Source organism: Martinezella lusitana (assembly GCF_010668395.1).
GTDB classification, from domain to species: Bacteria; Pseudomonadota; Alphaproteobacteria; order Rhizobiales; family Rhizobiaceae; genus Rhizobium; species Rhizobium lusitanum_A.
The window spans coordinates 123,347-137,454 of record NZ_WUEY01000017.1 but is presented as its reverse complement, the minus strand read 5'-3'; the positions used below and the strand labels follow the sequence as shown (position 1 = coordinate 137,454).

Sequence of the window (14,108 nt, the reverse complement as noted above, 5' to 3'; positions counted from 1 at the left end):
TGCTCATCCATATAACCTCCTTGTTTGAAGTCTGGGCCACGCCAGCGGTTCAAGCAGGAGGTCTCTCAACTACCGTGTAAAACTCGTCCAGTCCTCCACCGTAGGTGGAGGTTTATTCTTGATATAATGAAAAGGCGGCAGGGCCGGGCCCGCCGCCTTCTTTTTCAGATGCGATCGCGATCAGATGTCGCTGGCGGCATTCGCCCAGATTTCCGCGGCCTGCGCGGCGGTCACGCGGCGCACGTCCGTTTCGTCTCGGCGGCTGGCGAAGAGTTCGCTTGCCATGATCTGCTCGGCGAGATCGGCCGGCAGGGACAGAAGAACGCGCTGGCCTTCCTTGTGGATGCCGCCAACATCGGAACGCTTGCCGGTGATCATGCCGCCGGCAACCGTGTTGTTGCTTTCGGGATCGATCAGGATAAAGGAGCCGGTCGAACGGTTCTGCTCATAGGGGTCGAAGATGGCGTTCTCGTCGAAGGTCAGGCGAACCTTGCCGATGGCATTCATCCAGAGTGCCTGCGCCGGTGCCCATGCGCCGGTCTTGAGTTCGAGCTGGGCAATCGGCTGCACCTGGACGCGCTGGCGGCGGCTGCCGCTCTTCACCCAGTAGCGCTTGCCGGGTTCGATCCCTTCCGGCTGCAGCGCGACGATCTGCGCATCGAAGGAGAGGCCGGTCTGCGGCTGGCTGTCGATGGCGACGATCATGTCGCCGCGCGATACGTCCACCTGGCGGTCGAGAACGAGCGTAATGGCATCGCCAGCCACGGCCGCGTTGCGCACCAGATCGAAGGTGACGATCTTCGAGACGTTGGCGACCATGCCCGACGGCAGGATCATGACGCTGTCGCCCGGCTTCACAGAGCCGCCGGCGACCGTGCCCTGATAGCCGCGGAAGCTCTCGCCGGGGCGGGAGACGCGCTGCACCGAAAGACGGAAGCCGACCGTCTGCGCCGAGCGCACGGTGGCCAGTTCCAGGGCTTCGACCAGCGTCGGGCCTGTGTACCAAGGCATGACGGACTGGCCGGAATAGACGACGTTTTCGCCCTTTAGCGCGGACATCGGGATGGCGGTGATCTGCTTCACGCCAAGCGACAGCGCGAATTCGCGGAAATCATGCGAGATCTTTTCGAAACCAGCGCGGTCGTAATTCGTCAGGTCGATCTTGTTGACGGCGAGCACGAACTGCTTGATGCCGAGCAGCGAGGCGATCGTCGCGTGGCGGCGCGTCTGTTCGAGGATGCCCATGCGCGCATCGATCAGCAGCACGGCGAGGTCGGCGGTCGACGCGCCGGTTGCCATGTTACGGGTATATTGCTCGTGACCGGGCGTATCGGCCACGATGAACGAGCGGTTGTCCGTCGAGAAATAGCGATAGGCGACATCGATGGTGATGCCCTGTTCGCGCTCGGCCTGCAGGCCGTCGAGCAGAAGCGCGAAGTCGGGCAGGCCCAGATCGTTCTGCTTGCCGGTGGAATCGCGCCGGAGCGTGGCGGCCTGGTCTTCCTTGACGGCCTTGGTGTCCCAGAGCAAGCGGCCGATCAGGGTGGACTTGCCGTCGTCGACGCTGCCACAGGTAATCAGGCGAAGCGGGCGCGAGTCGCGGATCGCCTTGGCGGGCTCGGCGGCAGACCCGGCAGCGGGCCCAACAACAGGCATCGTGACGACGTTGGCGTTTGCGGTCATCTCAGAAATATCCTTCACGCTTCTTCTTTTCCATGGAGCCGGACTGGTCGCGGTCGATGGCGCGGCCCTGGCGTTCGGACACCGTGGCGATTTCCAGCTCTGCAATGATCTCCTCGAGAGTCGTGGCCGTGGAGCGGATGGCGCCCGTCAGCGGGAAGCAGCCAAGCGTGCGGAAACGGATGACCTCCTCGCGCTTGACCTCGCCGGGCAGCAATTCCAGCCGTGGGTCGGCCGCCATGATCATCATGCCGTCGCGCTCGACCACGGGACGCTTCGCGGCGAAATAGAGCGGCACGATCGGAATGTCTTCCGCCTGGATGTAGCGCCAGATATCGACCTCGGTCCAGTTGGACAGCGGGAAGACGCGAACGCTTTCGCCCTTGCGGATCTGGCCGTTATAGACGTTCCAGAGTTCGGGGCGCTGGTTGCGCGGATCCCAGCGATGGTCCGGCGTGCGGAAGGAATAGATGCGCTCCTTGGCGCGCGAGGCTTCCTCGTCGCGGCGGGCGCCGCCGAAAGCCGCGTCGAACTGGCCGGCATCGAGCGCATGGCGCAGGGCTTCCGTTTTCATGATGTCGGTATAGCCGGCGGAGCCATGGGTGAACGGGGTGATGTTTTCCGCCTTGCCGCGCGGGTTGATGTGTTCGATCAGGTCGAGATCGTATTTCTTCACGATCTCGTCGCGGAAGGTGATCATCTCGGCGAATTTCCAGCCGGTGTTCACATGCAGCAGCGGGAAGGGGACGCGGCCCGGATAAAAGGCCTTGCGCGCCACGTGCAGCAGCACCGACGAATCCTTGCCGATCGAATAAAGCATCACGGGACGCTCGAATTCGGCGGCAACCTCGCGGAAGATATGGATCGCCTCGTTTTCCAGCGCCTTCAGATGCGGATCGAGCGGCGGCTTCACGCTTTGCGGATTGGAGATTTCCGTATCCGGACGGCTATCGGGCATTTATGACTCCAGAACTTTCAACTGCTTCGGCCGGAAAGCTGGCCGGAAGGAACGGATGCGTTGGCCCCGGTTGATCGGCGGCGTATCAAACGCGCCTCGGATCGATAGCCGGGAACCGGCGGGTGTTTCACTGGGCGGCGCTTGCACTCTCTTCGTGGACATGCAGGCCGCATTCGCGCTTTTCGTCGTTCTCCCACCACCAGCGGCCGGCACGTTCCGGCTCGCCGGGCTTGATGGCCCGCGTGCAGGGTTCGCAGCCGATCGAAGGATAGCCGCGCGCATGCAGCGGGTTCACCGGAACGCTGTTGTCGGCGACATAGGCGCGGATGACATCGATGTCCCAGTCTGCGAGCGGATTGATCTTGATCAGATTGCGTTCCGGATCGAACTCGGCAAAAGGCGTGTCGGCGCGATTGGCCGACTGGCCGCGGCGAAGGCCGGTGATCCAGATGCTGGCGCCCGAAAGCGCACGCGCAAGCGGCTTCAGCTTGCGCACGCCACAACAGGCGTGCCGGGCTTCGACGCTCTCGTAGAAACCGTTCAGTCCGTATTTTTCTGCATAGGCATCGATATCGGCTTGCTCCGGCTCGTAGCGGACAATGTTGATATCGTACTGGCTTTCCGTCTCGTCGATCAGGGCGAGCGTTTCGGGGAAGAGACGGCCGGTCTGCAGCGTGGCCACTTCGATCGGCAGGCGGTGATTGCCGATCTCCGCCGTGATCACCTGATCCTCGATTCCGAGCGACGTCGTGAACACGACCCGGCCACCGAGGCCGGCAACGAGCGACAGACGACCCGCGAGATCGAGCGAGCCGAGCTGGCTGTTAAGCGACGCGGCGTCTTCAATAAGGGTGATGGCAGTCATGGGGAATCCTGTCCTGATATTGCGCGGAGTATCGCAGCTCGCAGGGATGGCGGACAGAAAAATAGATTTCGAAAGGAAGCGGATGGAGAGTAAATATCTCCATGAAGCAGCGCTCATAAGGAAAAGCGACCGCCTCGGCTGTTAACCAAGGCGTTTCGCCGCCCAAAGCGGCCCTTCGGAAGCACCGGACATAGCAGGCCATGTTTAAGCGCTTGCTTTAATGTCTATAGAAATAGTAGAGTTACACATAGCTTGTCAAACGGAAATCGGAAGTGATGCCCAAAATGATGCGCGGTGGCGGTTTTTAAGCTAAACTATGGGCATAGCACCGAAGAATGATAACAAGTTTTGGTTGCTGATATTTCCTGGCATTGCGCCATGGGTGTGGGTGCTTCGAAATTGCCCCCGGGACGAGGGCTGAGGAGTTCTGGCGCGGACCGGCTGAATCGATCGGCCGAACGTATCGCATGTGTGTGTGAAGCGGTTCGAAATGATTACTCAGAAAGCGAAATACGCGCTGCGGGCGCTGTCGGCACTGGCCCAATCCGAGGCGGGAGAGCCGATGATGATTTCCGATATTGCGACGCAGCAGAATATCCCGAAGAAATTCCTGGAACAGATCCTCCTCGACCTCAAGCACCAGGGCATCGTGATCAGCCGTCGCGGCAAGCAGGGCGGTTATCTTCTGCGCAAACCCGCCGCCGAGATCACCTTCGGCGAGATCCTGCGGGTCATCGACGGCCCCCTGGCGCCGCTGCCCTGTCTGTCACTCACCGCCTATCGTCGCTGCGACGATTGCGACGGTGAGCAGACCTGCGAAATCCGCCATGTCTTCGCCCGGGTGGCGGATGCGACCCGCAAGGTGCTTTTCTCGACGACCATCGCCGATGCGATCGCTCGGCCCGACGGTGCCGAAGTCACGAGGCTTTTGGCTTAGGGGCGCTTCGGAAACAGGCAACGCGACGCTTCGCCGTTCAGCCGGCTGCGTGTTCCTCGCCGCTCTCTTTTTCCATGGCTCGCCGGGCGCGGATCGCGGCTGCGATGAAGACGCGCGACAGCCCATGATAGAGAGGCTCGCGCGACAGCAGCCTCGAGGTCACGTAGCCGATCATCGACACCGCCATGATCGGAATGACGGCCTGATGGTCGCCGGTCATCTCCAGAATGATGACGAAAGCGGTCATCGGCGCCTGCACCACGCCGGCGAAATAGCCGGCCATGCCGAGGATTGCCGCAAGAGCAACGCCGCCGCCGACCAGCGTGCCGACCGTGCTGCCGAAGCCGGCGCCGACGGCGAGCGACGGCGCGAAGATGCCGCCGGGAATGCCCGAGATCATCGACAGGAAGCTTGCGAGCAGTTTCTCGACGAAGAAGAGCGAGGGCAGGGCATGTCCCTCCACCGCGCCGCGGGCCTGCTCGTAGCCGGTGCCGAAGGTCTGGCCGCCGGAGAACACGCCGATGGCGGCCACGACGAGGCCGCAAAGGCCGGCAAGGATCAGCATGCGCTTGAGCGGCTGCGGCTGTGCCCAGCGGCGGATGCGGATGCCGGCATAGAGCGCCAGCCCGCTGAAGGTGGCGCCGAGTGCGCCGCCGCCGACACCGCAGATCAGCATGACGATCCAATCGCGAAGCATCGTCGGCGCGGCATCCGCCGTGCCGAAATAGTTGTAGCTGCCGGAGAGGCCGAGCGCGGCAAGGCCGGAAAGGATGACCGCCGTCAGCACGAGGCCGTTGGCGCGGGATTCATAGGTGCGGCTCATCTCCTCGATGGCGAAGACGATGCCGGCAAGCGGCGTGTTGAAAGCGGCCGCGATGCCTGCCGCTGAGCCGGCGAGGATCAATCCCTTTGCCTGCGCCATGCCGCCGAACCGGGCGACCGCCAGCATGAAGGACGCGCCGACCTGCACCGTCGGTCCTTCGCGGCCGATAGAGGCGCCGCTGAAAAGGCCCAGTATGGTAAGCACGATCTTGCCGAAGGCGAGCCGCAGCGACAGCAGTTTCGTGCGATCCTCGTCGTGATGCAGATGCCGCGCGGCGATCGCCTGCGGAATGCCGCTTCCTTGCGAGTTGGGAAACAGGGTCGCGGCGAGATAGGCTGAGAGAACGAAACCGAGCGGCGTCAGCAGCAGCGGCAGCAGCCACGTCCATTCGCCCGATTGGGTCACGCCCGCAAAGGCCTTCTGCGCCAGATCCGCCAGCTTGGCAAAGCCGACGCTGATGACACCGATCGCGAGAGCCCCGGTCCAGAACACCAAGCGCGGCCGCCAGAGATTGAAGGAACCCCAGATGACGCGGGAGCGGCGGAGCAGCTTGGACTTGCGGTAGATCGGGGGCATAGGACGTGTGACCAGCGGATTGATGGACGGGTCTTTGCGGACTCTGTTCGGGCAATCTGCTTAAAACGACGTCTTAAGATAGTCACACTGTCTTACAGAGCTTCACTTTGCTGACGGTCTCTTTGCGCCCCCTACGTATTGACGTCAACCTCTTATGTGTGGCGGCGATGCCTGCCATCAGCGATCGCTCGTCTCCCAGCGCGGATTGATCCAGGGCTCCTGGTTCGAGCGCGCCAGCCTCGGCTTGCCGAGAATGTGGTCGGCGGCCTTTTCGCCCGTCATGATCGAAGGACCGTTCAGATTGCCGTAGGTGACGTGCGGAAAGATCGAGCTGTCGGCGACGCGCAGGCCGTCGACGCCGATGACGCGGGTGTCGGGATCGACCACCGCCATCGGATCGTCCTTCGAGCCCATCCTGCAGGTGCCGCAGGGGTGATAGGCGCTCTCCAGATGCTCGCGCAGGAAGGCGTCGATCTGATCGTCGGTCTGCACGTTTGCACCGGGCTGGATTTCCGCGCCGCGATAGTCGTCGAAAGCCTTCTGCCCGAAGATTTCGCGGGTCAGGCGCACGCAATGGCGGAACTTCTCCCAGTCCTCCGGATGGCTCATATAGTTGAAGCGGATCACCGGGTCGGCCTTCGGATCGGAGGAGCGTAGCGTGACGTTGCCGCGCGATTTCGACAGGTTGTAGCCGACATGCACCTGGAAGCCGTGGCTCTTGGCCGCCGCCTTGCCGTCATAGCTGATGGCGACCGGCAGGAAATGATACTGGATATCAGGCTGCTTGACGCCCGGCGCGGAGCGCAGGAAGGCGCAGGCTTCGAACTGGTTGGACGTGCCGAGCCCCTTCTTGAAGAAGAGCCATTGTGCGCCGGCAATCCCCTGCATGTACCATGGCAGCCACGAATAGAGCGACACCGGTTTCAGACTCGTCTGCTGGAAGTAGAATTCCATATGGTCCTGCAGGTTGGCGCCCACGCCGGGGCGGTCGACCTTCACCTCGATCCCCATGTCGCGCAGATGCTGCCCCGGCCCGATGCCGGAGAGCATGAGCAGCTTCGGTGAATTGAACGAGGAGGCGGAGATGATGACCTCGCGGTTCGCCCTGATGATCTCGATCTTGCCGTCGCGCTCGACTTCGACGCCGGTCGCGCGGCTGTTTTCGATGACGACCTTGCGGGCGAAACAGCGGACGAGCTTCACGTTCGGGCGCTTGAGGGCGGGTTTGAGGTAGGCAGTCGCGGCGGACCAGCGCCGGCCCATCCAGGTCGTCTGCTCCATCAGGCCGAAGCCTTCCTGCTTGCTGCCGTTATAGTCCTCGGTCGCCTCGAAGCCGGCCTGCTTGCCGGCCTCGATGAAGGCGTGGAAGAGCGGGTTGCGCGCGTCGCCACGGCGTACATGCAGCGGGCCGCTCGTGCCGCGCCAGCCTTCCTCGCCGCCATGCGAGTGCTCCATCCGCTTGAAATAGGGCAGCACGTCGGCATAGGCCCAGCCTTGCGCGCCGAGCTCCTCCCAGCGATTGAAGTCCTCGGCATGACCGCGCACATAGACCATGCCGTTGATCGAGGAGGAGCCGCCGATCACCTTGCCGCGCGGCGCGGTGATGCGGCGGTTGTTGAGCTGCGGCTCGGGCTCGGAGAGATAGCCCCAATTGTAGCGGTCCATGCTCATCGGCCAGGCAAGCGCCGCCGGCATCTGGATGAAGGGGCCGAAGTCGCTGCCGCCGAATTCCAGCACGATGACCGAATGCTTGCCGTCCTCCGACAGGCGGTAGGCCATGGCGGAGCCGGCCGAGCCCGAGCCGACGATGACGAAATCTGCCTGTTCCATGATCAGATCAATCTCGAAATAATTGTTTCCCAATCTTGGGCATCAATTGTAGACGCTTGAAATGCAAAATTACCCTGAACGGTGAGATAGTTAGCGTAATTTCCAATATTTCTGGCTCGCGCTCCAGGCAGCGCGAGAACCTCACTCCCACCAATCCTGTTTCGGGGATTTCCTAAGGGCTTAAATCTGAATGGAAGCATCCATTTGTCAGCCCAAATTTCTTCTTCGGTTTCATTTTGTTTAGGCACGGAGCACGTTACAAATGGTACCGTGAAAGCCTTCCACGGTTCGCAGTAAAGAATACCAAAGGATCCCAAAGGCATTTTTCCGGCTTTGGTAGTTTTACCTTTATTGGTGGTCTCTGAACCTATGGCTACGGCCCAAGTTTCTGCGCCATAGCCAGCCCATATGTTGGTTATCGATTTCGATGAGAATACATAAACGCTAACATCGTTAGGCATCGCATTTACCTTCTGATCAATAAGGCGCCTGCACCGGCCCCATGCCGACATAGACTGTCTTCAATTCCGAATAGTGCTCCAGCGCCGCCAGCGAATTCTCGCGGCCGAAGCCGGATTGCTTGGAGCCGCCGAAGGGGATTTCGACCGGGCAGAGATTGTAGGTGTTGATCCAGAGCGTACCGGCTTCCAGCTGGTCGACGACGCGGTGGCCACGGGTGAGATCCGCGGTGAAGACGCCGCCCGACAGACCGAATTCGGTGGCGTTGGCGCGTGCGATCACCTCGGCCTCGTCATCGAAATCGAGAACGCACATGACCGGCCCGAAGATCTCTTCGCGTGCGATCGTCATGTCGTCGGTGACGTCGGCAAACACGGTCGGCTGGATGTAATAGCCTTCGCCGGAGACATTGTTCGGGATGCCGCCGCCGGCAACCAGGGTCGCGCCCTCGGCCTTGCCCTTCTCGATGTAGGCGAGCACCTTCTCGCGCTGCGCCCAGGAAACCATCGGGCCGATCTGCGTTGCCTCGTCCATCGGGTCGCCGATCCGCATCGCCTCGGTGCGGGTCTTCAGCCGCTTCAGGAATTCGGACTTGATCTTGCGGTTGACGAAGACGCGCGTGCCGTTCGAGCAGACCTGGCCGGTCGAATAGAAGTTGCCGAGCATGGCGCCGCCGATGGCGCTGTCGATATCGGCATCGTCGAAGACGATGAGGGGCGATTTGCCGCCGAGTTCCATGGTGACGTGCTTGAGGTTGCCGGCGGCCGAAGCCGCCACCTTGCGGCCCGTCGGCACCGAGCCGGTCAGGGACACCTTCGCCACGTCGGGATGGTTGATGAGCAGCGGCCCGGTTTCGCGGTCGCCCTGGATGACGTTGTAGAGCCCCTTCGGCAGGCCGGCCTCGATGAGGACCTCGGCGATCTTCAGCGCGCCGAGCGGCGTGTTTTCCGAAGGCTTGAACACCATGGCGTTGCCGGCGACGAGGGCTGGCGCCCCCTTCCAGCAGGCGATCTGCTGCGGGTAGTTCCACGCGCCGATACCGACGCAGACGCCGAGTGGCACGCGCTTGGTATAGGCGAAATCGCCGCCGAGCGGTATGTAGGAGCCATTCAGGCCGGCGGCGGCGACGCCGCCGAAGAATTCGAAGCTGTCGGCACCCGACGTCGGGTCCGCGACGATAGTTTCCTGGATCGGCTTGCCTGTATCCAGCGTCTCCAGTTCGGAAAGCTCGCGGTTGCGCTCGCGCATGATGTCCGCCGCCCGCTTCAGGATGCGGCCGCGTGCGGTTGGGCTCATGGCGGCCCATTCCGGCTGCGCCCGCTTGGCGCTGGCGATCGCCCTTTCGACGATGGCTGGCGTTGCCGCGTGCAGACGGGCAATCACCTCGCCGGTTGCGGGATAGATGCTTTCGATGACGGTGCCATCGGTGTCCTCGACATATTCGCCGTCGATGAAATGCGAGGCCTTCGGTTGTGCGCGCATTATAGAACCCTCAGTTCTTCGTAGGACACCATGACGTGCTCTTGAAAAGCAGGTCGCTCGGTCAGGTTTTGGTAGTAGCGCTGCAGCCGCGGATGGGCCGGGCGCTGGATGTCGATGTCGAAATAGCGATAGAGAACGTGCCCGAATTGTATGTCGGCGAGCGTCAGATTATCGCCGGCCAGGAAGCGATGCCGGCCGAACTGCGACTCGGCGATATCAAGCTTCGCGCCGAGTGTGGCCAGTGCCGCCGTGATTGCCTCTTCATCGCGCATGGCGGGAGCCGTACGCACGGCGCGCCAGAACACCGGGCCGGTGAAATTCAAGGCAATGTTGATCTTGGCCCATTCCGCCCACATGTCGATGCGGGCGCGGTGACGGGCATCCGTCGGCCAGAAGGCATCGTCGCCATGTTGCGTGGCGAGATAGCGCAGGATCGCGCCTGTTTCCCACAACGGCTCGCCATCGTCCTCGCGCAGCACCGGAACCGTGCCGTTCGGATTCATCGCCAGGAATTCAGGCGTGTCGTTGAGGCCATATGTGAAGCCGGCATCGATGCGCTCATAGGCCAGGCCGAGTTCGCCGATGCACCACATCAGCGCCTGCACGTTGGATGACGATTTGCGGCCCCAGACGGTCAGCATGGCCTTCACCCTTCCAGCGCGTTGAGGTGGGTGGTCAGATAGTCTTCGGTCAGCGCGATCGATGCCTCGGTGCTGATCGGCGCGGATCGCAGGCTCTGGCGGATATAGAGACCGTCGATCATGGCGGCGGCGCCCTCGGCGATCCGCGCGGCGTCGCCGGCCGGGCAGAGGGCCTTGAGATTGGCGACCAGATTCGAATGCAGGCGGCGGGCGTAGATGACCAGAAAGCGGCGCGTTTCTTCGGAGCGCTGCGCTTCGGCATAGAAGGCGAGCCAGGCAGCGATCGTCTCCGGCGCGAATTGATCGGCCTGGAAACTGACGCGGATGACGGCGGAGAGCTTTTCGCGGGGCGTCTTCGCGGCCCGGAGCGCCGTCACGACGCTGTCGCGCAGCCGCTGTAGATGGACCCGGACGGTCTCGATCAGCAGCTGTTCCTTGCTGCCGAAGTAATGGTGCGCAAGGGCAGGGGAAACGCCAGCCTCTTTGGCGATTTCGGACATGGTGACGGTCAGCGAGCCGTGATCGCCGATCACCCGCATCGCGGCATCCACTAGCGCCTTGCGGCGCACCGGTTCCATTCCGACTTTCGGCATGCGTCAATCTCCAAGGCTGAAGCGAGTGTATTTTTGATTGACTGATCAATCAATAAAAAAATCACCTATCGGGCAACGATGGCGAAAAATCCGTAGGCTCTTTCCGAGTTGCATTTCTGTGCCATACTTCCTTGCAGGAGGAGGTACAGTCATGGTCGATACTCTTGATGAGGTTCCCCCATCGGCAATGCGCGACAAATGGGGCTGGTTTGTCGGGCTCGGCATATTGCTGCTGATCTGTGGTTGCATCGCTCTCGGCAATCTGTTCATCGCCACGGTGGCTTCGGTCTACTACGTCGGCGTGCTGATGCTGATCGGCGGTATCGTGCATCTGGCCCATGCGTTTCAGGTGAGGGGCTGGGAGCACATCCTGTTCTGGGTGCTCAGCGGCCTGCTCTATACGCTTGCCGGCATCCTGACCTTTGCGAACCCGTTATTGGCCTCCGAGGCTTTGACCCTCTTCCTCGCCATCGCGCTGCTGATTGCCGGCACGTTTCGCGTCTGGGTCGGCCGCAAGCTGAAGCCGGAACGCGGCTGGGTGTGGATTGTCATCAGCGGCCTTGCGACTGCCGTCGCCGGCATCGCCATCGCTGTGGGCTGGCCGGTCAACAGCCTCTGGATCCTCGGCCTTTTCCTGGCCTTCGATCTGATCTTCCAGGGCTGGACGCTGGTGGCCTTCGGACTTGTGCTGAGGCGGTAGGGGATGTCCCAAAAGGGGTAACGCACTGCTACTTTTTGACAAGGAGCGTGAGCGGCGCTACTCTCTATGCCTCTGCCGTGAAGGCGGAGCGGCGTTGAGTTGATGTAGCGACGAGGCCTTTATCCAACAGGCATGTCGAAGGATACGCCTTGAAGGCACCGGCCGAGGCTGTGGAACACGCTTCCAGCCAAATTTCCGCCTAACAACGTCAAGGGAGGAATATCATGCCGATGGTAACGGTTTCCATCTCTCCGCTTCAGGCCGCCGGCATCCGCGCCGCGGTCGATACCGGCACTTATGCCTCGAGCAGCGAAGTCGTGCGGGAGGCCTTGCGCATGTGGGATGCGGCCCGCAAGCGTGACGATGTTTGCGATGTTCCCCACGCCGCCAATGATGGCGCAGATACGGGAGCGAGCGGCCGCTGCGTGGCAGACATGTTCGCCGATTATGAGGCGGAGAGGCGCTCGCCAAACTAGCGCTGAACTCCGTTTGCGCGGGCGGCAGCCTATCTGCGTTCGGCTGTTTGTTCGTCCCGGCGAATGGTTAATATTGCTTTACCATTCATGAAACTTTCACATGCGGGAAAGGTTTCGTTGACGCTTATGGCGCATCTTGGGTCGAAAACGCGGTAAGTCCCAAGTTTTACTTAAATAAATTAGTTCAGAATCCGCAAGTGGAGATGGGCATGTCCCTGACTGCCGCAGTCGAGCCCGGCGTATTGCGCCGGTATGCCAGCGACCAGATTGTCACTCTCGCCAAACTCGTCATCGAAAATGCATTTCAGCCGATCGTAGAGGCCGGTACGGGCGCTGTCTTCGGCTATGAATCCCTGATGCGCGGGCAGGAGCGCATCGGCTTCAACAGCCCGATCGATATCCTCGACGAGGCCGAGCGCACCGGCCAGCTTCTCGGGCTCGAGCAGATGGTCACGAGCCGGGCGCTGGCAAAGTTCGCCACGCTGCCCAATCTCGGCTCGGCAACGCTTTTCCTCAATCTGGACGTCCGGCTTATTCCGCAGGGCGCGTTGCTGGTCGATAGCCTGCTGCAGCACATGAAGAAGGCAGGCATTGCTCCTTCCTCCGTCTGCTTCGAGTTCTCCGAGCGCTTCGACAATACCATCGTGCCCGAGTTTTCCGCGCTGGTCGCCAGAATGCGCAATGCGGGCTTCAAGCTGGCCATCGACGACTTCGGCGTCGGCCACGGCGAGATGAAGCTCCTTTCCGATTATCCGGTCGACTACCTCAAGATCGATCGGCATTTCATCGTCGATATCGATCGCAGCGCCCGCAAGCGCCACATCCTCAGGAACCTCGTCAATATCGCCCATGTCCTCGGCACGCGTGTCATCGCCGAGGGCATCGAGACGGAGGCGGAATTCCTCACCTGCCGCGAATTCGGCGTCGATCTCGTCCAGGGCTGGTTCATCGCCCGCCCGACCGTGCTCGTCAACGAGCTCAAGCCGAGCTTTCCTCATCTTCAGGATCTCGGCAAAACGGTGCGCAGCAGCCAGTCCCTGGATGAAATCCTCATCCGCAAGCAGATCGAGGTGCTGCCGACCATCCGTGAGAGCGACAGCATCGACAGCGTCTTCGAACTCTTCCGCCGCAATCCGCGCCGCGCCTATTTCCCGGTCGTCAACGCCAATGACGAGCCGCGCGGCATCATCCACGAATATCAGCTGAAGGAATACATCTACCAGCCCTTCGGCCGCGACCTGCTGAAGAACAAGGTCTACGAGCGCTCGATTTCGCACTTCGTCGAGATGGCGCCGATCGTCGGGCTTGATTCCGATGCCGATACGCTGATGGCGATCTTCGCCAACATGGAAAGCAGCGATTGCCTCATCGTCACCGAAGGCACGCACTATGCCGGCATCGTTTCAGCTGCCTCGCTCATCAAGGTCATCAACGAGAAACAGCTCAAGATCGCCCAGGACCAGAACCCGCTGACCGGCCTGCCGGGCAATCGTGCCATCCATGATTTCATGCAGAATACCGGCCGGGACGGCGATGAGGTCAGGCATTTCTGCTATTGCGACTTCGACAATTTCAAGCCGTTCAACGATGCCTATGGTTTCCATCTCGGCGACCATGCGATCTCGTTGTTTGCGGCACTGATGCGCCGCTATTTCTTCGCCGAGCGCCACTTCCTCGGCCATGTCGGCGGCGATGATTTCTTCATCGGCGTCACAGGCTGGGGCACGCAGGAGCTTCGCGAGGTTCTGGACCGGCTGCTTGCCGATTTCCATGCCGATGTCCTCGAGCTTTATTCGGCGGAGGATCGAGCCGCCGGGCGCATTCGCGGCCACGACCGCAGCGGCGCCGACGCGGAGTTCCCGTTGATGCGATGCTCCATCGGCATCCTGCAGCTGCCCGAGGGACTGGTGATCGACAATATCAACCGCGTCAGCACCTCCATCGCCGGTATCAAGACCAAGGCGAAGGAGAGCGCCGCCGGTGTCGCATTCCTCGGTTTGACCGAGACGAATTGACGCCCTATCGCCGCACCACCTTTTCAAGCGTGCTGCGCTAAACTATCTCCACTGCTTTGCTGGGAGAGGAGAG

Annotated in this window: 13 protein-coding genes; 4 read left to right on the top strand and 9 right to left on the bottom strand. The window is 61.6% G+C overall.

Features of this window, described 5'->3' with window-relative positions; genetic code table 11:
* Window positions 1-180 precede the first annotated feature (180 nt).
* The 3 genes from cysN to GR212_RS27790 all read right to left on the bottom strand — a co-directional run bounded on the left by cysN (window position 181) and on the right by GR212_RS27790 (window position 3,503).
* On the bottom strand, window positions 181-1,683 hold the full coding sequence (gene cysN / locus GR212_RS27800) for a sulfate adenylyltransferase subunit CysN (RefSeq protein ID WP_163991612.1): 1,503 nt from the start codon (window positions 1,681-1,683) through the stop codon (window positions 181-183).
* 1 nt (window position 1,684) lies between these two features.
* Window positions 1,685-2,638 (bottom strand): sulfate adenylyltransferase subunit CysD, encoded by a 954-nt coding sequence (gene cysD / locus GR212_RS27795; protein ID WP_163991611.1) that lies wholly within the window; start codon window positions 2,636-2,638, stop codon window positions 1,685-1,687.
* A gap of 127 nt (window positions 2,639-2,765) precedes the next feature.
* Window positions 2,766-3,503, bottom strand: coding sequence for a phosphoadenylyl-sulfate reductase (locus GR212_RS27790; protein ID WP_163991609.1), 738 nt, complete (start codon window positions 3,501-3,503; stop codon window positions 2,766-2,768).
* Window positions 3,504-3,993: 490 nt separating this feature from the next.
* Here GR212_RS27790 and GR212_RS27785 point away from each other — a divergent pair, with 490 nt between their 5' ends.
* Complete coding sequence (locus GR212_RS27785) at window positions 3,994-4,440, top strand: RrF2 family transcriptional regulator (RefSeq protein ID WP_163991607.1); 447 nt, start codon at window positions 3,994-3,996, stop codon at window positions 4,438-4,440.
* Between the two features lie 37 nt (window positions 4,441-4,477).
* On the opposite strand, the gene GR212_RS27780 is transcribed toward GR212_RS27785, so the two are convergent.
* From GR212_RS27780 to betI, 6 genes are all read right to left on the bottom strand, one after another.
* Window positions 4,478-5,839, bottom strand: coding sequence for a chloride channel protein (locus GR212_RS27780; RefSeq protein WP_163991606.1), 1,362 nt, complete (start codon window positions 5,837-5,839; stop codon window positions 4,478-4,480).
* Between the two features lie 177 nt (window positions 5,840-6,016).
* A complete protein-coding gene (betA, locus tag GR212_RS27775) occupies window positions 6,017-7,669 on the bottom strand; it encodes a choline dehydrogenase (protein ID WP_163991603.1) in 1,653 nt (550 codons plus the stop codon).
* Window positions 7,670-7,671: 2 nt separating this feature from the next.
* Window positions 7,672-8,130, bottom strand: coding sequence for a hypothetical protein (locus tag GR212_RS27770; protein ID WP_163991602.1), 459 nt, complete (start codon window positions 8,128-8,130; stop codon window positions 7,672-7,674).
* Window positions 8,131-8,146: 16 nt separating this feature from the next.
* On the bottom strand, window positions 8,147-9,610 hold the full coding sequence (gene betB, locus GR212_RS27765; RefSeq protein ID WP_163991601.1) for a betaine-aldehyde dehydrogenase: 1,464 nt from the start codon (window positions 9,608-9,610) through the stop codon (window positions 8,147-8,149).
* Window positions 9,610-10,251, bottom strand: coding sequence for a glutathione S-transferase family protein (locus GR212_RS27760; protein WP_163991600.1), 642 nt, complete (start codon window positions 10,249-10,251; stop codon window positions 9,610-9,612). The genes betB and GR212_RS27760 overlap by 1 nt, the downstream gene beginning before the upstream one ends.
* A gap of 5 nt (window positions 10,252-10,256) precedes the next feature.
* Complete coding sequence (gene betI / locus GR212_RS27755) at window positions 10,257-10,844, bottom strand: transcriptional regulator BetI (protein ID WP_163991599.1); 588 nt, start codon at window positions 10,842-10,844, stop codon at window positions 10,257-10,259.
* Window positions 10,845-10,995: 151 nt separating this feature from the next.
* Between betI and GR212_RS27750 the strand changes: the two genes are divergently transcribed.
* The 3 genes from GR212_RS27750 to GR212_RS27740 all read left to right on the top strand — a co-directional run bounded on the left by GR212_RS27750 (window position 10,996) and on the right by GR212_RS27740 (window position 14,035).
* On the top strand, window positions 10,996-11,544 hold the full coding sequence (locus tag GR212_RS27750) for an HdeD family acid-resistance protein (protein WP_163991598.1): 549 nt from the start codon (window positions 10,996-10,998) through the stop codon (window positions 11,542-11,544).
* A gap of 224 nt (window positions 11,545-11,768) precedes the next feature.
* On the top strand, window positions 11,769-12,020 hold the full coding sequence (locus GR212_RS27745) for a ribbon-helix-helix domain-containing protein (RefSeq protein WP_163991597.1): 252 nt from the start codon (window positions 11,769-11,771) through the stop codon (window positions 12,018-12,020).
* A gap of 209 nt (window positions 12,021-12,229) precedes the next feature.
* Window positions 12,230-14,035 carry a GGDEF domain-containing protein gene (locus GR212_RS27740; RefSeq protein ID WP_163991596.1) on the top strand — a complete coding sequence of 602 codons (1,806 nt, stop codon included), beginning with the start codon at window positions 12,230-12,232 and terminating at the stop codon, window positions 14,033-14,035.
* The last annotated feature ends 73 nt before the right edge of the window (window positions 14,036-14,108 follow it).